Raw genomic sequence first — 19,648 nt, forward strand, 5'->3', positions numbered from 1 at the left:
ACCACACAGCCTCGTTCCAGAGCAGGTGCGTCCGAAGCACACTGACCACGAGTTCGCCCCGACTCCCGAGGACGGACATACCCACGTGCCTAGATAGGCATCATGGGTGTACATGTCCATCGTTGCTGTTGCGGAATAGAGGTTGGATCGGTTATTGCGCACGATCACCGCCGCCTGCACGGAGGTTCCACTTGCGGACCTGACCGAGCAGATTTGCGCGACCACATCGGTGGCGACCGGCCTGGTGTCGTCGCAACGCCATGTGCTGGGGCTGGAGCTGATCGGGTTTGTGTTGCCCTAAGCACGCCAGGTGCCGCTCTCCGCGGCTGCGGCGGGCCCGGCCGTTAGCACACTCAGCCCGAGAGCGGCGGTGATGATGGTGGCCAATCCTACGACCACTCGGGTAGCTCGCATGTTCGATCCCCTCCTTGCTCGACACCCTTGTATCGACGAGGTTTACAGGTCAGCACCCGTACAGGTTGTTTGGTAGCGGGTCCGCGGAGTAGACAAAGGCGGATGTAGTCGGCCACCGCCGGTTCGCCGGTCGCTACCGTGGTTGGCATGCCGCAGTCGCCGGGGTTGTCATGCGAGGTGCAGGTGCGCGGCGACGCGGTACACCTGATCGCGGTCGGCGAACTGGACCACCAGTCCCGCGACGTGTTCGACCAGACCGTACATTCGGTGTTGTCCGGCCGCCCGGCGATGCTGGTCCTGGACCTGACCGCGGTGACATTCCTGTCACTGGAGGGCGTCGCGGCCGTGGTCGATGCCGGCTACCGCGCCGTCAACGGCGGTAGCACGCTGGCCATCCGCCCGAGCTCGCAGGTCGCACGGCGCCTGCACAGCGTCGGGCTCACCGAGATCACCGCTGACGACGCCGACCAAGCCGGTCGGCCGACAGCGCCCCAGCCGACCGGTGATGGCAGCGGCCCGCTGGGCAGCCCGTGACAGCCCCGCTGCCTCGGTCGTCCGGCGACGGCGCCGACGGCTCGATATTCTGAGGCCCGTGCCCGTCCCGGACCCGTTGTCGTGCCACGTCGAGGAACGTGCGGATGGGACGCATTTGATCGTGACTGGCGAGATCGACCACAGCACCCACGACGCGTTCGACGCCGCGGTACGCGCGGTCCTGGCCGGCTACCCAGGCAGCGTGGTGTTGGACCTGACCGCCGTACCGTTCATCTCCTCCGAAGGCGCCAGCGCCCTCGTCGACGCCGGGCAGCGTGCCGCCGACGCGGAAACCAGACTGACGATCAAGACGAGCCACACGGTGTGGCGGCGTCTTGAACTACTCGGACTGACCCAGATCATGGATCTGACCGCCGTCGACCCGCCCCCGGCGGGGCAGGCTCCCGCCCCGGCGCCGGGACCGGCATAGGCTCACCGCCCCGCACCGCGACCGCACCCGTCCTGGCGAAAATCCCCACCTTTGGCCGCGGGTTACATGATCACAGAGGGGCCAGGGGTGTGCCCAGTCCTCGCTCCGCGCCCATGGGTCGTCTGGGCAGGATGGCCACTGAAATCCCGATGGCTGTCGCGGCACCGTCGTTGACCGGGTCGTCGCCTACCATCAACGTTTCGGCCGTGTGGACGCCGAGGTTGGCGCAGGCGACGCTGAATAGTTGTGTGTCGGGTTTCTCGGTTCCGTGTTCGCAGGACAGAACGAATGAGTCGACGAGGCTGGCGAGGCCGTGGTACTCGAAGAGTGGGCGAATGTTCCAGCCCACGTTGCTGACGATCGCGACGGGAATGCCGCGCTTGTGAAGCCTCGTGATCGTATCGGCTGTGTCGGCGTAGGGAATCCATGCGGTAGTGCCGGTGAGCTGGTTGTAGAGGGCTTCGGCCAGCGGTGGGTCGATGCCGGCGTGTTGAAACCAGGCAGTGTGTGCGCGTCGGTGTTGTTCGGGTGAGCGTTGGCATCCGGTTTGTTGTGCGCGTATGTCTGGGTGCTGTCGTGCGTGCTCCAGCCGATGGTGCAGGGCAAGAACCTCGTCCGGCGGGAGGTCGCGGTGCAATGTGGACAGCGCTGTGCGGGGCCATCGCACGCTGTCGTCGAAGGCGAAGAGCGTACGGTCGAAGTCTAGGAGTACGGCGCTGAACCGGTGCGGGTGTGGCATGGGTGGGCTCCTGGCTGTGGCGGGACCGACCGCGCGGCGGCGGCGGCAAGACGGCCGCCGCGGCGGGCTGCGTAGGCGTCGGCGAGCTGGCGCCCCAACCACCGGTGGGGGTCGGAGCTTTCCACTGATGCCCGCATGGTGCGTGCCCGCCGGGCCCGTTCGAGCGGGGATGCGCTCAGTGCCGCGGCCAGGAGGTCGGCTGTCTCCTCCACGTGTCTGGGATGTCGCAGTGTCATGGCGTCGGGAAGCAGGTCGCTGGCGCCGGTTTGCGATGACAGGATGAGTGCTCCGTCCCGGGTGTTGAGCACTGGCCCTTCCTGTGCGACAAGGTTCATGCCGTCGGCTACGGCGTTGACGAGTAGGACGTCGTATTCACGCATGATGCCGAGGGCGCGGGCGCGGTCTTCGCCGTGGTGGACGGCGATGGCGCCGGGAAACCTTGCGTTGATGTGTTCGATCTGTCTGGTGACCGCTTCCGCATACTTCCGGTATGCGGGAATGCGCTCGCGGGAGGGTATCAGGCAGGCGACAAACCGGGTGCGCTCTGCCAGGTCCGGCTGGCGGTGTAGCAGCAGGCTGTAGGCCTCGAATCCGCGGAGGGCGTTCTTCGTTGGGTCGAGACGATCCACGCGCAGGATGAGCTGCCGGCGGTCGCCCGCCCGGACTCGTTCGGCCCATCGGGTGGCTGGTGGCTGGCGCGCCGCGGCGCGAAGGCTGTCGACGTCCGCCGGCACGGGATACGTGCGGACCCACGTGCGCCGGCCGGCTCGCTCGACGCAGGCCTGCTGGTAGTCGACCGCCCCGATACCCCAGCGGTGACACGACCGCAAGAACCGATGAGCCCAGCGTCTACTTTGGAATCCGAGAACGTTCGCCCCGAGCATTCCGGTCAGCAGCTCAAGGCGGAGCGCGGCGGGTAGGAGGGCGAGTGTGTCCGGCTCGGGGAAGGGAGTATGGCTGAAGTGCACGATCGCCACGTCGGGCCGGGCGCCGCGGACCATGGCGGGCATCAACAGGAGTTGGTAGTCCTGGATCGCGACGACGGCGCCGGCCGCCGCGGTGCTCGTGGCCCGTTCGGCGAGGTGGCGGTTGACGAGACGGTACGCCGCGATGGCGGCGGGGTCACACCGGATGGGAATGTCGTCGTGAACGCCGTGCCAGATGTTCCAGATCGCGCACACGCCCGCGTCGTCGTAGTAGGCCCGGTAACGCTCGGCCTCGACGTGCACCGTCACTGGTCGGTAGCCCAGGTCGGTTTCCAGCTGGTCGAAGCGTCCTTCTTGTTGCGCACGCTGGTCCTGCGGCGACGTCGACGGCGCGATCCATTCTGTCGGCGCGGCGAGGCTTCCGGCGACGCCGTCGAGCAAGGCGGTGACGCTGCCGTGCCGGCGGCGTGGTTCAAGCGTCCGGGCCTTGGCGGCGAACTCGATCGGACCGCGGTCCGAGACGAGGACGACGTGAGCGGCGGCGCCGGCCGCGCTCCGACCGACCGGCCCAGCCTTCGTCACGGCCGGCTCTTTCCTCGCGCGGCCGACATATGGCCGATCGGTGTCAGCGTCACGTGGTGGCCGTCACTGGCGCACGGTGGCGTACTTCCGCTGTCGGGTTCGCGGAGCGCACGGGCAAGGGCGTGGACGACGCCGACGTGGACTGTCTCGATGACCCCTGCGTCGGAGGACTCGACGTTGAGGGCCAGGTCGGCGAGCGCGGTGGCGGGCGCGCGCCGCGGGCCGAGCAGCCCGATGGTGTACATGCCGCACGCTCGGGCGGATCGCATCGCGGCCAAGATGTTGGGAGAGTTTCCGCTGGCGCTGATGACGATCAGTATGTCGCCGGGGTCGTGGTGTGCCCGTACCTGCCGGGCGAGCGCCTGGTCGTAGCTCACATCGTTCGAATAGGCGGTGAGCGTGGCGGTGTTGTCGACCAACGCGAACGCTCGTAACGTCCGTTCGGTCGCTCGTTCGGCCGTCTTGGTGAGATCGCACACGAGGTGGCTCGCGGTGGATGCGCTTCCGCCGTTGCCGGCGACGTATACCCGGCTGCCGCGGGCGCGTGCCGCGTGTAGGGCGCGTTGAGCCGAGGCCAACGCGACGAGGGAAAGACCCTCGATGCCGGCGATCACGTTGGTGATGAAGCTTTTGTTGAGTCGGTCCCGACCGTTGGGCGCGGATCCGTTCGCGGAGCCAGGCAGCATGAGTTCTCCTCGTTGAGGTCATCCGTACGTGGGTGTCTGTGGTGGCGGCGCGCTAGCTGTGATCGATCTGGTAGCCGAAGGTGGCGGCGACGGCGACGGTGGAAGGCGTGGAGAACAGCCGCGCCAGCGGCGGAGTGATCCACCGCCGCCATTCGCCTGGCTCGCCCTTCCGCATTATTCGGGGTTCAGCGGTCGCGTTCCTACGAACGGCTTGCGGGCCGGCGGATGCCGGCAGCTCGGTACCGCTGATCAGATCTTCGTGGGCGCGCATGGTTTCGTAGCTGCTAGCTTGGACCGCCGCCTGTAGCTGCGGCGCCGTCGGGCGGATGTCGACGGATTCAAGTGCCGAACGCATCGTTGCGGCGGTGTCTGCCTTGAGATCCTCGAACCGGATGACGACGCCCCGCCTCATCTGGGTCAGCCTTTCGTACCAGTGCTCGTAGAACGAGCTCCAGTCGTCGATGGGCGATCGCCCGGTGTAGTCGGGTGCCCGCAGAAACTGCTCGAACTCCTCTGGCGCCTTGTCCCACACATCCTCGGCGAAGCCGAGACGCCATTTGTGCCACGAGTACAGCGCGTCCCGCGGGTCTCTGACCAGTAGCCATACGCCTCCGTAGGTGCACCCGTGGAAACGTTCGAGTGGTAAGTGCGTCTTGACGAACCGCGGCCACGGTCGGAAGGGTCGGGTGTCCGGGGCAGCCGTATCGTGCTGGTGCGTTGCGGCCAGCCGGCGGCGGTACTCGGTGTATTTGGCGCTGGCGGCAGAGCCTCCATCCGGCTGCAACTTCTCGGTGTACGGGTCGACGTAGTTGAGCCCAAGGTTGAGCAGTACGTTGCCGACCAGGGCTTGGCCGGCGCCGCCGTAGCTGGCGAGCACGATGTCGTTGGCGCTGAGCACGTGCAGGTTCTCTTCCTTGAGCGGACCGCCGATCAGGCGCCGACGCTCGGCGACGGACGGTTCCACGAGGACACTCCCTTCGGGTGCGGTCAGCTACGTTCGTAAAGCACGCCGTCGGACCAGATGTACGGAACGCGGCCCCACTCGGCGGCGCTGCGCAGGTCCGGGAAGAAGCCGGCGCCGCCGCGGTTCGCGCTGGTGTTGCACAGGAGGGGGATTCCGCTCAGGTCCGCGTAGTGGGTGAGTAGCGCGTGTATCTCGGGGCTTTGGCGGGGATTGACCGTCTGGACGCGTGCGGTGCCGTCGATGTGGCAGATCGCCGGTACGCGGCTGCGCCATTCGGGTCTCACATCGTGATCGAAGAGCATGTATGGATCGGCCGTGCCCGGGTCGAACACGTCCGCGGCGCGGTGCTCCAGGCAGATCGGGGCGACCGGCCGGTACGCCTCGCGTCCCTTGGCCTCGTTCAGGCGGTCCTTCATGACCGGGTCGACCGCGGGTGCGAGGATGCTGCGATGTCCCAGCGCCCGCGGCCCGAGTTCAGCCCGGCCGTGGAGGAACAGCACTGGTTCACCGGTGTGGTGCAGGAAATGGGCTAGATCCTCGATGGTGTGTGCCTTGGCCGTCCAGCGGTCGTCCAGTTCCGAGGGCTTGAGGTCCGGTCCGGCGTACACGTCCCAGTCCAGCTGCGCTCTTCCGGTTTCCATGAGGGCGCAGCAGGCGGTGCCGATCGCGCTTCCGGCATCGTTCGGGAACGGCGGCACCCATACATCCGCGCACACGCCGCTGTCACGGATCTGCCGGTTCCATTTGATGTTCAGGGCGCAGCCGCCTACCAGGGTCAGGTTTTGACTCTGTCGCCCGTCTGCCGCGATCGCGGCGGCGAGCGCGTCTACCAGTTTGTCGCCCATGAACGCCTGAAGGGACGCGAGCATGTCGTCGGGATGGACGTCGACATCGTCCAATGCCTCACGCATGGTGCCCAACACCCGCTGGCCGTTGCGGTGACTGCACTGCTCGTCGTGTACCACGCCGTCACCGAAGACGACCCGGATGGCGTGGCGGTACGCCTCGTCGAACATTTTCCGGCCGGCGTCCGCTGGGCTGCCGTTGGCCACGTACGCCATAATCTTGCCCGGTAGGGACATGGTCTGCGGATACTCGATGTCCAGATCGAACGGCGGGTACGCCATCGCGATGCTGTGATAGCAGTTGCCGATCATGTAGTGCAGCGGGCCGAGGCTGCGGACTTTTCCGGTCGGCAGGTCGTAGTGGTACAGGTAGGGAAAGGCCGCCCCGTCCCAGCACAGCACATAGCTGCTTTCACCGCGGGCCGTGGCCGGGCTGGTGCACAGCCCGCTGGCCAGGTGACCGGCATAGTGGTGGTAGCTGGTGTACTCCAGATCCAAGGTTCGTAGGTGATAGGACCGCAGCAGATCGGTATCCAGGAGCCCGCGCCGGTACGGCGCCAACTCGATCCGTACCTGCTGGTCTCCCCACGGCTTGATCCGTTCCGTCTTCCACCAACCGTCGAACACGAACCGATCGACCTGCCCAGGGTCGTATCCGTGCTCTCTCAACAGTTGGAAGATGAGGTCGAGGTCGTGGATGTTCGAGTGCCGCGGGTTATTGTCGATCTTCTCGGTTTCGACGCTGAATACCAGACGGTTTCCGTCGATCAGCGCCACCGCTCCGTCGTGGGTGAGCTTTGCGCCACAGATGATCACAGTACCGCTCCTCGCCGGGCTATAGAGATCGCCGCCTCATGGGGTACGCCGGATCCAGGTCCGGAACAGCAACCGCTTCGCGCCCGGGTCGGAGTCGTCCTGGAACGTGGTCCGTCCGTGCAGAAGCCGTTTGTTGTTGAACAGCGCGAACTCGCCGGGCGCCAGCTTTCCTTCGATGGCGTTGGGTGACTGGTTCAGGATGCGGTCGAGCAGGTCCAAGGCGTCGCGCTGCTTCTCGGTCAGGGGTGGAACCCCGGGCTGGCTGTGTCCGACCTCGATGTACTCGCGTAGGTAAGTGACGCCAAGCCCGTCGCCGTCCTCGAACAGAACCGGCTTCTGCGTGGTGGGTGACTCGCCCGGGCCTTGGTCGCCGCGCCGGTCGAAATGGAACGGGCGGCGCAGCTCTTCAAGGAGGTCTGCTCTGCTCGACATCCCGCGCACGACTTCTTCGACATGTACGAGCCGCAGGGCACCGCCGACCGGCGCCTGCCGTACACACAGGAGAGCGAAACAGTCAGGGACCGGCATGGGGCTCTCGGCGCCGTCGGTGTGCAGGCTGCCGCCGTGCCGGGAATCGGCGTATCGCGCCGAGGCCCCCTCGCCGATCTGAGTGCCGCGGTCGGCGACCTCACGCAGCCGTGTGCCGGATGAATCCTGGGCGAGCACCGTGCCGATGGACGAGGACAGCCGCAGGCACACGTCGCGCAGGACGGCATCGTCGCCATCCAGTCCGGTCAGGACGAGATAGCCGGCTCCGTGCTGGATGTTCTTCTCGACGAGCTCCGCGAGCCAGCCGTCGTCGACGTCGACGGTGTCGCCGGCGGACAGCTGTCGCCGCAGGTCGGACGGGACGGGAACGCGCTGAGGGTCGAACGAGTTCGGTGTGGTCACGATGATTCCTTTCTCAGGTCGCGGTGTCCGTGCTTGTCGATGTGGGAGGGTGGGTTGCCCGGACTACCTGTGTCCAGGCTCGATGAATGCGATCCGCGGCCGACGTCGGTGTTTCCGGCGGATGGTTGGCGATGACCAGGTGCGGCGCGTTCGGGAACTCGGCCGGCAAGGCCGCGCCGACGATCTCGCCATTTGCGCCACCAGCGCCATAGATCCCTTTCGGATCACGCCTGTGGAGCTCGGGCATAGGTACGTCCAAGAGCACTTCGACATATCCGGGCAGGTGGGCGCGGTTCCACGAATGGACGTCGTGGAACATCGCGATCGTCGCGCAAACGACGATGTGGCCCTGGTTGGCGAGCGACTCACATAGCCGCGCATAGACAAACGCACGTTGCCGGCGACTGGCCAGGTCGAAGGCTCCCGTGACGCCGAGGACGTAGCGCAGATCGTCCCCGTCAAGGAGGATCGGACGGCAGCCGCCGGCATGTAGACGTCGCACCAGCTCACGGGCCACTGTGGTCTTTCCAGCTCCGGAAAGGCCGGTGATCCAGATGACCGATGCCCGCGGACCCATTGACGCATGCCACTTCTGGCCGCCGGTGTCCGTAGCTGTCCTGCTCGGTTCAACGGAGATCATTTGCTGCACCTTCGAGACGTCGGAACAACACCGGCGCTACCCGGGAGGCGGAGTGGTAAACATCCGATTGCGCCACGACAAAAAGGATCTTGCCAACGGATGTATCACATGCTGAACAATCCCGCGCCGGCAGATCTCCCGATAGCCCTTGACGACTCATCGGCCGATCAGTTATTGCGCTTTCCCCCACCTTGATCGGAGCAGCCAGAAAGAGATGTTGGCACGCCGAGAATTGATCTTCGACTATTTTTCGCGACTCGGAATTAGTTCGTTTGAGCACGGCGGACCGGGGTACGAGCCGCCCAACGTTCACTCTCCATACGCCTAGGTGTCACTCGGAGGAGGCGCTGGGGTTGCTTTGCGGCCCACGCCGACGATCGTGCTGGCATCGCCGTCACAGACCGGGGATCTGATGATGAGTTTGCACACGACCTCGTTGACAGAGGCCGCGAGCCCGCGTTCGCTGCACGCGCTGTTCGCGGAAGGTGGCCTGGTGCGCGCCGCTGGCGCGCACAGCGCGTTGGGTGCGTCTCTTGTGGAGAATGCGGGCTTCGACGCCGTCTGGGCCTCGAGCTTCGAGATCTCCGCGGCGCGTTGCCTGCCCGACGCGAGCCTGCTGACAATGACGGACTACCTACAGGCGGCCGTCCAGATGCAGGAGGCATGTGGTATCCCGGTCGTGGCCGATGTGGACACCGGGTTCGGCGGCACGATGAACGTGGCGCACATGGTCCGCGAGTACGAGCGCGAAGGTGTGACCGCCGTCTGCATCGAGGACAAGGTCTTCCCGAAGATGAACAGCTTCGTGTCCACCGACCACACCCTCGTCGACGTCGAGACCTTCTGCCGGAAGATCGAGGTGGCCAAGAGCGTCCAGCAGGGAGCGGACTTCCACGTCATCGCCCGCACCGAGGCGCTGATCGACGGCCACAGCGTCGACGAGGCGCTGCACCGCTGCGAACGCTACGCCGAGGCCGGCGCGGACTCGGTGCTCGTGCACTCGAAGTCCAAGTCGAACGAGCCGATCCTGGAGTTCCTTGCGGGCTGGGACCGCAGGGTGCCGGTGGTGATCGTTCCCACGACGTACCCCAATTGGGACGCCGGTGACGCGCACCGCGCGGGCGTATCCATGATCATATACGCGAATCAGTCGCTGAGAGCGACGGTCAGGTCAGTGCGCGAGGTGCTGGAGACGATTCGCCGGCACGGCAACTCCGCACCGGTGGAGGACAAGATCGCGTCAGTGTCCGAGATCTTCGCGCTGCAACGTCTCGATGAGTGGTTGGAGGTGGAGGAGTGATATCGACCGATCGCCTCCTGCGGGCGCTGGACGAGCGTGAGTTCGGCTTTCACACCGGCGTGCCGTGCTCCTACCTCGCCGGCCCCATCGCCGAACTGACCGGACAGAAGCGGTACGTGTCCGCGGTGAACGAAGGTGCCGCCGCGGCGGTAGCCGCCGGCGCGGCCGCGGCCGGCATCCGATCCGCCGTCTGGGCGCAGAACTCGGGACTGGGCAACCTGCTCAACCCACTCACCTCCTTGCTCATCCCGTACCACCTTCCAGTGCTGGTGTTCATGAGCCTGCGCGGTTGGCCCGATCCGAACCGGGACGAGCCGCAGCATCGGGTCATGGGCGAGGCCACCCACGCACTGCTGGACGCCGTGGGCGTCAAGCACCAGACGCTGCCGGCGACGGCCGGCGATATCAGCGAGGTGCTCGACCGGGCGGTGGCGGAGATGACCGCGGGACGGCCGACGTTCGTTCTGGTGGAGAAGGGCGCGATAGCCCCGCCGCCAACTCCCCCGGTCGACGGCCGGCCCGCCGAACCGTGGCGGATGACCCGCGTCGAGGCGCTACGAACGGTCCTGGACGGCATTCCCAACGCACTCTTCGTGTCGACCACCGGCTACACCTCTCGGGAGCTGTTCGCCCTGGAGGACTCCGAACGGATCTTCTACATGCAGGGTTCCATGGGTCACGCGTCCGCGTTCGGTCTTGGCGTGGCCCTCACGGCTGGCACGAGAGTGGTCGTTCTGGACGGCGACGGGGCCGCGCTCATGCACCTCGGCACGCTGTCAACCATCGGCGCGACCGCGCCGGAAGGCCTCGTCCACGTCGTCTTCGACAACGGCAGCTACGACTCGACCGGTGGACAGAAGACAACCTCCGAGCACACCTCACTCGCCGAGGTCGGCCTCGCCGCCGGATACCGCACCGCCGTACGCTGCCGCAGCCGTGAAGAACTCACCCGTGCGGTCGCCGGCGCCTCGAATGCCCCTGGACCGCACCTGGTCGTGGCCGACGTCGCCAGCCTTCGCGGCGACCCGCCGCCGCGGGCAACCTCGGCGATCTCCGCTCCCCAGATCCACGCCCGGTTCGCGCGAGCCGCCCGAGTCCACAGTTCGGTGAGGTCATGAAGAGCCCCGCCTTCGCCCCAGATGCGGCGCCCGCGCAGGTGTCGATCGCCCTCGGTGCGCGCCACCAGCTTCGCGCGGTGCTGGCCGCCAGAGCCGTCAATCGGGTCATGGTGGTGGCCAGCGAGCGCACAGCCGGCTCCGGCGTCGTGCGAGCCATGCTCGACCGCACCGCTGCCCGCTTCCTCATTCGCTTCACCGCCTTCACACCCAACCCTCGCATCGAGCAGACCCTGGCGGGCAGCGCCCTGCGGGAGCATTGGCAGCCGGACATCATTGTCGCGATTGGCGGCGGAAGCGCCATCGACACCGCCAAGCTCCTCAGATCACTGCCCCCGCGGCGAGAGACGGCCTTGCGGGTACTCGCCGGCGACGAGGCGCCCGTGCCTCATCCGGTGCCCCTGGTCGCGGTACCCACCACGGCCGGCACCGGAAGCGAGGTGACACGGTTCGCAACCGTCTACGTCGGCGACGTCAAAGCCTCCCTGGACCATCCGACCGTCCTTCCAGAACATGCGATCGTGGATCCGGAACTGCTGCGCACGTGCCCCACCACGCTGATGTACAGCGCCGCGTTCGACACACTCTGCCACGCGTTGGAGTCCTACTGGAGCCGACGCTCGACCGCCCCGTCGCGCGCGTTGGCACTACCAGCGCTGCGCCAGACCATCGAGATCCTCGCCCGAGACCTCGAAGTCGTCGGCGACAACGAGCGGCTCGCCTTGGCGTCCGCCGCGACCGCCGCCGGCCGGGCCATCGACCTGACCCGCACCACAGCGGCCCACGCCTTCTCCTATCCCCTCACCGCCCACTTCGGGGTACCGCACGGCGTGGCGTGCCTGCTCAACCTGCTCTGGCTCGTGGACTACAACAGCGAACGCATCGCACACCGCACCCCGGCCGCGACGCGGGTGTCCACGGTACGAGCCGCCCTGCGACGCCTTGACCCGCGCTCGGCGCCGGCGCAGGCGGTGAGATCTTTGCTGGTCCGTGCCGGCCTCCCCGATCGCCTGAGCGACTACGGCGTACGCCACGCCGACGTCTGCCACCTCGTCGACGCGGGGCTGGGCTCCACCCGATCCGGAAACAACCCGGTCCCCCTGGACCACGGCGCCGTCTCGGCTCGCATCTACAGCCTGGTCTAACAGAAACCGAGGCGCTCTAAGAAAGGACACGTCGTGCGCGTCATCATCCCCGCCGCGGGCCAGGGACGCCGGCTACTGCCGCACACCACGGACATGCCGAAGGCGATGCTCCCCGTCGGTGGCGTACCGATCATCGAACGGCTCTTGGGCCAACTGCACGACGCACAAGCAACCGACGTGGTCTGCGTCGTCGGACACCAGGCCGCCAAACTGAAGCAGCACGTCCAGCGGATCTCCAAGCGCCCACCCGTCGCCTTCGTCCACAATGCACACTACGCCCGCGCGGACAACATCATGTCGCTGCTCGCCACGGCGCCGTACTGGGATCGAGAAATCGCCATCATCGATTCCGACGTGCTCGTCTCCGCCCGGATCGTCGAGCAGATCGTCCGCGACACCGGAGACACCATGGTCATCGACACCTCCCGGAAACCCGACACCATAGACATGGCTGTCGAACTGCGCGACGGCGCGGTATGGCACCTTGCCAAGCAGATGCCGCCAGCCAAAATCGGAGGGGAGTTCTTCGGCGTTTCGCGATGGAGCAAGGCGAGCGGTTTGCAGCTCCTGAAGACCATGCGTGACATGGTCGACGCCGGCACAACGGATACATGGTACGTGTTCGCGATCCGCGAGCTCGCCAAGCGGCTGCGGATACCGCCGCTCTACGCCCAGCCGGACGAGTGGATAGAAGTAGACACCGCCGACGACCTCGCCACCGCCAACGCCGCGCATCAGGCCGGCGTGGCTTGGGCGCGATGACCCCGTACCCAGACACGACCCACCCGGCCACCCACAACGAAAGGAAGACCATGAAAGGCGACAACAGCAGGACCGGCCAACTGGAGTGGGACTACACACACCTCGCCGCCACCTACTCCATGCGGCCGCCCTACGCGCCCGGCGTCGTCGACCAAATCGTCGCCGCCAGCGGGCGCCCCAATCCACGCACCGCCGACATCGGCGCCGGAAACGGCCATCTCACGGTGGATCTGCTGGACCGCGGCTGCGTCGTCGACGCCGTCGAACCCAACCAGGCCATGCGGGACATCGGCGTACGACGTACAGCGGGACGTCCCCACATCAGCTGGTCCGTCGGCATCGCCGAGGACAACGGCCTGCCCGCGGACACTTACGACCTCGTCGCCTACGGATCGGCATTCAGCACCACGGACCGGCCCCAGGCCCTCCAGGAAACCGCGCGGATCCTGCACACCGGCGGCTGGTTCGCCTGCATCTGGAACCACCGCAGGCTCGACGACCCACTGCAAGCCCAGATCGAGGCCTACATCCACCGACAGATTCCGAACTACACCTACGGAAGCCGGCGGGAGAACCAACAACCGCTGATCGAAGCAAGCGGCAGGTACGGGCCGGTAACCAAGCTGGAGGAACAGATCGTGCACCGCGTGCCGGTTGTCGACTGGATAGACGCCTGGCGCTCCCACGGCACTCTTCAGCGTCAGGCCGGCGACGCGTTCGAGGATATTATCGACGCGATCGAGCGGATGGTGGGCGAAAGATTCACGGATCAGATCGACGTGCCATACACCACCGTCGGCTGGATGGCCGCCAAGTCTTGAGCCAGCATCGCCCGGACAGCCGCATCCCAATCCACGGCATGAGAACACCGTCCAGTGGGTAGAACCATCCACAGGCGCCAGCAGAACGGGAGCGACGAAAGGTGACGCGGACACCCATCGCATCCGCCGCACGCCGGTGGACCGCGGCACTGGTGCTCAGCGGTGCCGTATTCCTGGTCGTGTTCGACAGCCTCTCCGTGGCGACCGCGCTGCCGTCGATCGGGTCGCAACTTCAGATGAGCCCGGTCCAGCTGAGCTGGGTCGTCAACCTCACCTCCCTGATCATCGGTGGTCTGCTCCTGCTCGGCGGCCGGGTCGCCGACCTGTGGGGGCGCCGCCGGATCCTGGTGGCGAGTCTGGCGCTGTTAACCGCGGGCTCCCTCGTGGCGGGCACCGCGACGAGCATGCCGATGCTGCTGACCGGGCGGGCGCTGCAAGGGCTGGCCTCCGCCTTCGCGCTGCCGACCGCACTGGCCTTGACCGGGGCGCTGTTTCCCGAGCAACCATGGCGCAACCGCGCGTTCACCGTGGCTGCTGTCTTCGGCGGCACCGCCGGTCTGGCCGGTGCCATCTGTGGCGGCATGCTCACCTCCGCCTTCGGCTGGCGATCGATTTTCCTGGTCACCCTCCCGGTCAATCTGGCGGTGATGGTCGCCGCGATACGGGTACTGCCGCTCGATCCGGCCCGGGCCGACCGGCGCCGGCGACTCGACCTGGTCGGGGCGGCACTGGTCACCGCCGGTCTGGTCGTCGTCATCTTCGGGCTCGGCCGGATAGGAGAGTCCGGCCCGTGGCACGCCGACGCACTCGGCGCTGTCGCGGCCGGTGCCGCGCTGCTCGCCTGCTTCGCGGCGGTGGAGCGGCGCACCGCCAACCCTCTGATGCGGCTGAATCTGTTGCGGTCTCGCCGCCTCACCGGCGGCAGCCTGGGTATCGCGGCGCACTCGGCGGTCCACTCGGTGATCGTCGTGGTGGGCAGCCTGCACCTGCAAGACGCCCACCGGCTATCCCCGGCCGCCGCCGGCCTGGCACTTACCCCCGCCCTGATAGCAGCCACCGCCAGCGGACCGCTCGGCGCCCGGCTCGTCGCCTGGACCGGTGCGCGCCCGGTGGCCGCGGCCGGCCTCGCACTCGACGCTGTCGCCCTCACCCTGCTGGCGGTCAACGCCGGCAGCCCCAGCTATGCCACCGCCGTCCTGCCCTGGCTGATTCTGCAAGGCATCGGCGGCGGCTGGATCTACCTCGCCCTCACCCAGGCCACCATCGGAGGCGTCGGCGACGCCGACCGGGGCACCCGAGCCGGCATCTTCGAGGCCGCGACACACATCGGCGGGGCCACCGCGGTAGCCACGTACCTAGCGCTGATCGCGTCAAGCCTGGGCTACCGCGGCGCCTACCTGGCCGGCGCCATCTTCGCCGTCGCCGGCGCGCTGGCGGTAAGCCTGGTCATGCCCAGAACTCTGGACCTGAGAAGCATCCGCCCCCCACTTCAGGCCGCACGACCCGCTCCACCGCACCCCGAACCATCGGCCCGGCCCGGACGTCCCAACGCATGATCGACGCAGCGATCGGGTCATCGTCGGGCCACTTGTCGATCCGCCCGCACCACGGCTCGTCGTGGGTCGCCGACGACCCCGCCCGGACCGGCTGCCGGCCACCTACACCCGCACGCACGGATCGCAGCGCTCGCCGAACCCCCCGGCCGTCCACTGCCAGCTCCGCGAGACAAGCCCGAGCGGGTCTACGCGGCCCCACCTGCACCACCCTGACGCAACGTAACCAGCCAAACGGACCAGACTTCCCCGTTGCTTTCCCGGATCGCCGATCCGGGAACAGACATTGTGGACAAACGTCGACCACCGGCGCGACCAACGGCGGACGGGTGAGGCCGCGGGAGCAACGGTCTGGACCACGACGGACATCGCGGTAGCTCAAATCTCTGTCCAAATAGGGGGGTCGAAGCCACCCCGACTCCGAAAGGTCTCGGATTCTCCCCGTCACCGCAACTGTCCTTGGTGGACAAAGGTGTGCCTACTGAGGTGTCAGGGAGTCCAGACGGTGCCGCGGGCCTCGTACTCCAGCACACCCTCGGTTCGGGTGGCCACGTCGGCGCTGACCTCGCGACGGACCAGGTGAAGGGCAAGCTCCAGGCCGGAGGTGATGCCGGCGGCGGTGACCAGGTCGCCGTCGTCGACCACCCGGGCGTTCTTGACCAGGCCACCGCGGGCGGTCAGCTCGGCCTTCGCCCCGGTGTGCGTGGTGCACGGCCGGCCGTTGGTCAGCCCAGCGGCGGCCAGGATGATGGCCCCGGTGCACAGCGACGCGATCGTCAGGCCGGGGCGGCGCGCGGCGGCTAGCTTGCGCGGCAGGTCGCCCTTGTTGATCTCAGGCCAGATGCCCGGCTCGTTCGGCCGGGCGAACCCGCCACCCGGCACCACGATCACGTCGGCGGAGTGGGGGGACCAACCCTGCTCAACCCTGACCTTCGTGCCGAACGCGAGCGTCACCACTCGCGGACGCCCACCGGTCACACAGGACACCGCGAGCGCGCCGCCGGACAGCCGCCCGGCCAACGAGAACACCTCGAAAGGGCCGGCGAAGTCCTGCTCCTCCGCGCCGTCGAACATCACGATCTGCACCCGCAGCGGCCCCGACGCCGCCCGCGCCGTCCCCGGCACGGCCGCACCAGCACCGGCGGCCAGCGCACCCGCCCCTGCCACGAAGCTCCTGCGCTCCACACCATCACCCTTTCCCGGCCGTCACCGCGCCACAGGGAAGTAGTCGGCGGCGACACCGGTCCAGTTCCCGCGACTCATCGACATTTCTAAATCGCCCCGCCGGGACTGCGTCGAGGCGGTCGGAACTTTTCCGGGCTCGGTGCCGACTACTACGAGAGCCGGATCCCCATCTCCCCGGCGGAAGGATTGAATGTCATGAGGACCGCGTTGCGGCGTACCGTGCAGGCCGGTGCGGCCGGCCTTTTCGTTGGTGGTGTCGTGTTGCTGACCGCCGGGCCGGCCGCCGCCCATGTCACCGTCAGCCCGACGGTTACCGCGGCCGGGTCGTACACGGTGCTGACCGTATCGGTGCCGCACGGCTGCGACGGCGCCGGCACGACCAAGGTGGCCATCAAGATCCCCGAGAAGATCATCGCGGTGACGCCGACGGTCAACACCAACTGGTCGGTGCGGAAGGTGATGGCTGACCTGAACCCGCCGGTCAAGGACAGCCACGGTAACGAGGTCACCCAACGCGTCTCCGAGGTCGTCTACACCGCGAAGGCACCGTTGCCCGACGACATGCGGGACAAGTTCGAGCTGTCGCTGAAGCTGCCGGACACGCCGGGCGAGACGCTGGTGTTCCCGTCCGTGCAGACCTGTGAGAAGGGCGAGACCGCCTGGGTACAGGTGCCGGCCACCGGGCAGAACCCGGACGACCTCGAGCACCCGGCTCCCGGCTTCAAGGTCACCGAGGCGGCCAAGGAGGGCGACGAGGCCGCCGTGAACGCCAACACGGCACTGACCAGCGCCCAGAGCGACACCGGTGACAATGACAGCGGCGGCACCAGCACAGTGAGCTGGATCGCGCTCGCCGTCGGCATTCTCGGTCTGCTGCTCGGCGGGTTCGCGGTCCTGCGCCCGACCCTCACCAAGTCCCGCGACACGACGGCCTGATGCCGGTCGCTGCCCGACGCCCGCTGGCCCGGCTGGTGGGCCTGGCCGGTGCCGTGCTCTGCGGCCTGCTGGTGGCGCTCGGGCCGGCGGCCCCGGCCCGAGCGCACGCCGCCCTGCTCGGCACCGACCCGGCGGACGGTGCGGTCCTGCCGGACGCGCCGGCCGAGGTCACGCTGACCTTCAACGAACCGGTCCAGGTCCGCACCGGTGCGGTCCGGCTGCTGAACGCCGCCGGCACCGAACAGCCGGCGGAAGTACGCACCGTGGACACCCGCATCGTGCTCACCGTGCCGCCCGGACTCGGCGACGGCAGCTACGTGATCACCTGGCGGGTGATCTCCGCGGACAGCCACCCGGTCGCCGGCGGTCTCACGTTCGCCATCGGTGCCCCCACCGCGACCGGCATCGACGTCGCGACCGTCCCGGAACCCAGCCGCGGTGTCCGCCTGACCAGGCAGGTCACCGAGGCGCTCGGCTACGCCGGCGTGCTCGGCACTGCCGGCCTGGCCGCCTTCGCGCTGCTGCTGCTGCCCCGGGCGGGTGGCTCCTCCGGCACCGTCCTGGTACGCCGCCGCGTCTACGCCGTCCTGCGCTGGTCGGTACCGGCCACCCTGGCCGTCCTCGTCGTGGCGCTGCCGGTGGTGGTCGCCTGGCAGGACGGCAGAGGTTTGGACGCGCTCGCCGAGCCGGGGACCTGGCGGACGGCCCTGAGCAGCGACACCACGCTGACCGCCCTACTGGCCGCCGTGGGCCTTGCCGTGACGTTCCTCGCCGTCCGCGTCGCCCGGGCGGACACCCATCCCCGGTACACGCCGGCCGGGGGCGCGGCCGCCGCCGCGCTGGCCGTCGGATCGCTGGCATTGGCCGGGCACACCCGCACCTTCGGCCCGGCCGCTCTGGTGCTCTCCGCCGACCTGCTTCACGTCACCAACGCGGCCCTCTGGCTCGGCGGGCTGATCGGCCTGACCCTACTGCTGCTGCCCTCGTCCGAGGCGACCGCGGGCGCGGCCGCGACGGTGGTCGCCGGGTTCTCCCGGATCGCCGCGTGGCTGGTCGCCGGCCTCGCCCTGACCGGCGTCCTGCTCGGCTGGCGGATCATCCGCTCCTGGTCCGCCCTGTTCGGCACCACCTACGGCGCCGCCCTGTTGGTGAAGGTCGGTCTCGTCGCCGTGATCCTCGGCATCGCCGCGTGGAACCGCTATCGCCTCGTTCCGCGCATCACGCCGCAGCAGAGCACCGGCCCGGCATGGCCGGCGCTGCGCCGCACCGTACGGGCCGAGGCCGGCCTGCTCGCCGCCGTCCTGGCCACCACCGGCGTCCTGGTCACCCAAAGCCCTGTCCAGGAAAGCACCGACCCGTCCACACCGCCGGACCGCCCGGCATCGGTGGAACTCACCGCGCAGCTCGGCGACCACAGCGCGGTCGTCGTGCTCACCCCCGGCACCACCGGCGTCAACTCGCTCCAGCTCAACATCCTCGACGCCGGCAAACGCCCGATCGAACCGATCGCGGCCCCCGAGCTCAGCTTCAGCCTGCCCGCACGAGACGTCGGACCGCTCGAACGCCCGGTCTCGCGTACCGCCCCGGGACGCTACGAGGCGGTCGCCGAGTTCCCGCTACCCGGCCGATGGATCATCGAGGTCAGCGTGCGCACGTCCAAGTACGAGAACCCGATCGCCCAGATCCCTGTGGAGATCTCGTGAAGCGCCGGACCGGACGACTGACCGTCATCGCGGCGGCCGCGGTGGCCGCCCTGCTGTTCGCCGGCTCCCCCGCGGCCGCGCACGTCCTGCTCGCCAAGGCACAACCCAACGGCGACGGCAGCACCACGCTCACCTTCACCTTCGATCACGGCTGCGGCGACTCACCCACCACCGAACTGATCGTCTCGCTTCCCGCCGGCGCGACGCCGCCGTCCCGCACCGAACAACCCGCGGGTTGGAAGGCGACCACCGAGCCCGGTCGCATCGCCTGGACCGGCCCTGGGCTCAAGGCCGGCGCCGAAGCCGCGTTCTCCCTTGTCACCCGGCTCACCGGCACGATCGGCCAGCCACTGCGCTTCCCCACCGTGCAACGCTGCGCCAACAAAGAGCAGTACCAGTGGACCGACCCGCAACCCGGCGACGAGCATCCGGCACCGAGCCTGATCGCCACGGGAGCGATCCTCGCTCCCCAGCCCGGAGCGGCGGCGCGAGCGCCCGCCGCGCCGACGGACACCGGCGCCGCCAGCCTCCCACAGGCAGCCCTCGCCCTCGCCATCCTCGTCGCCGCGGCCGCGGTCGCCGCCACCCTCATCACCCGCCGGGCAGCCGTTGCCCGCGGGTAGACCCGCTTGTCCATCCAGTCGATTTCTCGGGAGGAACC

General features: G+C 68.2%; 20 protein-coding genes. 12 read left to right on the top strand and 8 right to left on the bottom strand.

The window, feature by feature from the left end; translation table 11 throughout:
* The first annotated feature begins 154 nt into the window (after positions 1-154).
* The 3 genes from ACTMTJ_RS08980 (at position 155) to ACTMTJ_RS08990 (ending at position 1,378) form a co-directional block, all read left to right on the top strand.
* Positions 155-301 carry a hypothetical protein gene (locus ACTMTJ_RS08980; protein ID WP_441215665.1) on the top strand — a complete coding sequence of 49 codons (147 nt, stop codon included), beginning with the start codon at positions 155-157 and terminating at the stop codon, positions 299-301.
* Between the two features lie 260 nt (positions 302-561).
* Positions 562-948: an STAS domain-containing protein gene (locus tag ACTMTJ_RS08985; RefSeq protein WP_441215666.1), complete on the top strand. Its 387-nt coding sequence runs from the start codon at positions 562-564 to the stop codon at positions 946-948.
* A gap of 121 nt (positions 949-1,069) precedes the next feature.
* Positions 1,070-1,378 (top strand): STAS domain-containing protein, encoded by a 309-nt coding sequence (locus tag ACTMTJ_RS08990; protein WP_441215667.1) that lies wholly within the window; start codon positions 1,070-1,072, stop codon positions 1,376-1,378.
* A 70-nt stretch (positions 1,379-1,448) separates the two neighbouring features.
* Here the strand turns inward: ACTMTJ_RS08990 and ACTMTJ_RS08995 are convergent, their stop codons facing one another.
* The 7 genes from ACTMTJ_RS08995 to ACTMTJ_RS09025 all read right to left on the bottom strand — a co-directional run bounded on the left by ACTMTJ_RS08995 (position 1,449) and on the right by ACTMTJ_RS09025 (position 8,467).
* The gene (locus ACTMTJ_RS08995; protein WP_441215668.1) at positions 1,449-2,117 is read right to left on the bottom strand and encodes an HAD family hydrolase; all 669 of its coding nucleotides are present in this window, start codon (positions 2,115-2,117) and stop codon (positions 1,449-1,451) included.
* On the bottom strand, positions 2,081-3,625 hold the full coding sequence (locus ACTMTJ_RS09000; protein ID WP_441215669.1) for a trehalose-6-phosphate synthase: 1,545 nt from the start codon (positions 3,623-3,625) through the stop codon (positions 2,081-2,083). The genes ACTMTJ_RS08995 and ACTMTJ_RS09000 overlap by 37 nt, the downstream gene beginning before the upstream one ends.
* Positions 3,622-4,239 (bottom strand): D-sedoheptulose-7-phosphate isomerase, encoded by a 618-nt coding sequence (locus ACTMTJ_RS09005; RefSeq protein WP_441215670.1) that lies wholly within the window; start codon positions 4,237-4,239, stop codon positions 3,622-3,624. The genes ACTMTJ_RS09000 and ACTMTJ_RS09005 overlap by 4 nt, the downstream gene beginning before the upstream one ends.
* A 124-nt stretch (positions 4,240-4,363) precedes the next feature.
* Complete coding sequence (locus tag ACTMTJ_RS09010; RefSeq protein ID WP_441215671.1) at positions 4,364-5,275, bottom strand: sulfotransferase domain-containing protein; 912 nt, start codon at positions 5,273-5,275, stop codon at positions 4,364-4,366.
* A 23-nt stretch (positions 5,276-5,298) separates the two neighbouring features.
* On the bottom strand, positions 5,299-6,936 hold the full coding sequence (locus tag ACTMTJ_RS09015) for a carbamoyltransferase N-terminal domain-containing protein (RefSeq protein ID WP_441215672.1): 1,638 nt from the start codon (positions 6,934-6,936) through the stop codon (positions 5,299-5,301).
* 36 nt (positions 6,937-6,972) lie between these two features.
* The gene (locus tag ACTMTJ_RS09020) at positions 6,973-7,827 is read right to left on the bottom strand and encodes a TauD/TfdA family dioxygenase (protein ID WP_441215673.1); all 855 of its coding nucleotides are present in this window, start codon (positions 7,825-7,827) and stop codon (positions 6,973-6,975) included.
* Between the two features lie 13 nt (positions 7,828-7,840).
* Positions 7,841-8,467 carry an adenylyl-sulfate kinase gene (locus tag ACTMTJ_RS09025; RefSeq protein WP_441215674.1) on the bottom strand — a complete coding sequence of 209 codons (627 nt, stop codon included), beginning with the start codon at positions 8,465-8,467 and terminating at the stop codon, positions 7,841-7,843.
* Positions 8,468-8,882: 415 nt separating this feature from the next.
* Here ACTMTJ_RS09025 and ACTMTJ_RS09030 point away from each other — a divergent pair, with 415 nt between their 5' ends.
* The 6 genes from ACTMTJ_RS09030 to ACTMTJ_RS09055 all read left to right on the top strand — a co-directional run bounded on the left by ACTMTJ_RS09030 (position 8,883) and on the right by ACTMTJ_RS09055 (position 15,166).
* Positions 8,883-9,767 carry an isocitrate lyase/phosphoenolpyruvate mutase family protein gene (locus ACTMTJ_RS09030; protein ID WP_441215675.1) on the top strand — a complete coding sequence of 295 codons (885 nt, stop codon included), beginning with the start codon at positions 8,883-8,885 and terminating at the stop codon, positions 9,765-9,767.
* Complete coding sequence (gene aepY, locus ACTMTJ_RS09035; protein WP_441215676.1) at positions 9,764-10,885, top strand: phosphonopyruvate decarboxylase; 1,122 nt, start codon at positions 9,764-9,766, stop codon at positions 10,883-10,885. Before ACTMTJ_RS09030 ends, aepY begins: the two co-directional genes overlap by 4 nt.
* Positions 10,882-12,027, top strand: a complete 1,146-nt coding sequence (locus tag ACTMTJ_RS09040; protein ID WP_441215677.1) for a phosphonoacetaldehyde reductase — start codon at positions 10,882-10,884, stop codon at positions 12,025-12,027. The genes aepY and ACTMTJ_RS09040 overlap by 4 nt, the downstream gene beginning before the upstream one ends.
* Positions 12,028-12,060: 33 nt before the next feature.
* A complete protein-coding gene (locus tag ACTMTJ_RS09045) occupies positions 12,061-12,789 on the top strand; it encodes an NTP transferase domain-containing protein (RefSeq protein WP_441215678.1) in 729 nt (242 codons plus the stop codon).
* Positions 12,790-12,839: 50 nt separating this feature from the next.
* On the top strand, positions 12,840-13,610 hold the full coding sequence (locus ACTMTJ_RS09050) for a class I SAM-dependent methyltransferase (RefSeq protein WP_441215679.1): 771 nt from the start codon (positions 12,840-12,842) through the stop codon (positions 13,608-13,610).
* A gap of 101 nt (positions 13,611-13,711) precedes the next feature.
* Positions 13,712-15,166, top strand: a complete 1,455-nt coding sequence (locus ACTMTJ_RS09055; RefSeq protein WP_441215680.1) for an MFS transporter — start codon at positions 13,712-13,714, stop codon at positions 15,164-15,166.
* Between the two features lie 486 nt (positions 15,167-15,652).
* Here the strand turns inward: ACTMTJ_RS09055 and ACTMTJ_RS09060 are convergent, their stop codons facing one another.
* A complete protein-coding gene (locus tag ACTMTJ_RS09060; RefSeq protein WP_441215681.1) occupies positions 15,653-16,348 on the bottom strand; it encodes a DJ-1/PfpI family protein in 696 nt (231 codons plus the stop codon).
* A gap of 195 nt (positions 16,349-16,543) precedes the next feature.
* Here ACTMTJ_RS09060 and ACTMTJ_RS09065 point away from each other — a divergent pair, with 195 nt between their 5' ends.
* The 3 genes from ACTMTJ_RS09065 to ACTMTJ_RS09075 are packed head-to-tail and all read left to right on the top strand — an operon-like array spanning position 16,544 to position 19,610.
* Positions 16,544-17,284 carry a YcnI family copper-binding membrane protein gene (locus ACTMTJ_RS09065; protein WP_441215682.1) on the top strand — a complete coding sequence of 247 codons (741 nt, stop codon included), beginning with the start codon at positions 16,544-16,546 and terminating at the stop codon, positions 17,282-17,284.
* A complete protein-coding gene (locus tag ACTMTJ_RS09070; protein ID WP_441215683.1) occupies positions 17,284-18,987 on the top strand; it encodes a copper resistance CopC/CopD family protein in 1,704 nt (567 codons plus the stop codon). The genes ACTMTJ_RS09065 and ACTMTJ_RS09070 overlap by 1 nt, the downstream gene beginning before the upstream one ends.
* Positions 18,984-19,610 carry a DUF1775 domain-containing protein gene (locus ACTMTJ_RS09075; RefSeq protein ID WP_441215684.1) on the top strand — a complete coding sequence of 209 codons (627 nt, stop codon included), beginning with the start codon at positions 18,984-18,986 and terminating at the stop codon, positions 19,608-19,610. Before ACTMTJ_RS09070 ends, ACTMTJ_RS09075 begins: the two co-directional genes overlap by 4 nt.
* Positions 19,611-19,648 lie beyond the last annotated feature (38 nt).

Source organism: Phytohabitans sp. LJ34 (assembly GCF_052068095.1).
Classification (GTDB): Bacteria; Actinomycetota; Actinomycetes; order Mycobacteriales; family Micromonosporaceae; genus Phytohabitans.

Coding starts and splice junctions, on each gene's coding strand:
- ACTMTJ_RS08985 (WP_441215666.1), top strand. CDS start 562: ATGCCGCAGTCGCCGGGGTTGTCATGCGAGGTGCAGGTGCGCGGCGAC.
- ACTMTJ_RS08995 (WP_441215668.1), bottom strand. CDS start 2,117: ATGCCACACCCGCACCGGTTCAGCGCCGTACTCCTAGACTTCGACCGT.
- ACTMTJ_RS09025 (WP_441215674.1), bottom strand. CDS start 8,467: ATGATCTCCGTTGAACCGAGCAGGACAGCTACGGACACCGGCGGCCAG.
- ACTMTJ_RS09030 (WP_441215675.1), top strand. CDS start 8,883: ATGAGTTTGCACACGACCTCGTTGACAGAGGCCGCGAGCCCGCGTTCG.
- ACTMTJ_RS09040 (WP_441215677.1), top strand. CDS start 10,882: ATGAAGAGCCCCGCCTTCGCCCCAGATGCGGCGCCCGCGCAGGTGTCG.
- ACTMTJ_RS09050 (WP_441215679.1), top strand. CDS start 12,840: ATGAAAGGCGACAACAGCAGGACCGGCCAACTGGAGTGGGACTACACA.
- ACTMTJ_RS09065 (WP_441215682.1), top strand. CDS start 16,544: ATGAGGACCGCGTTGCGGCGTACCGTGCAGGCCGGTGCGGCCGGCCTT.
- ACTMTJ_RS09070 (WP_441215683.1), top strand. CDS start 17,284: ATGCCGGTCGCTGCCCGACGCCCGCTGGCCCGGCTGGTGGGCCTGGCC.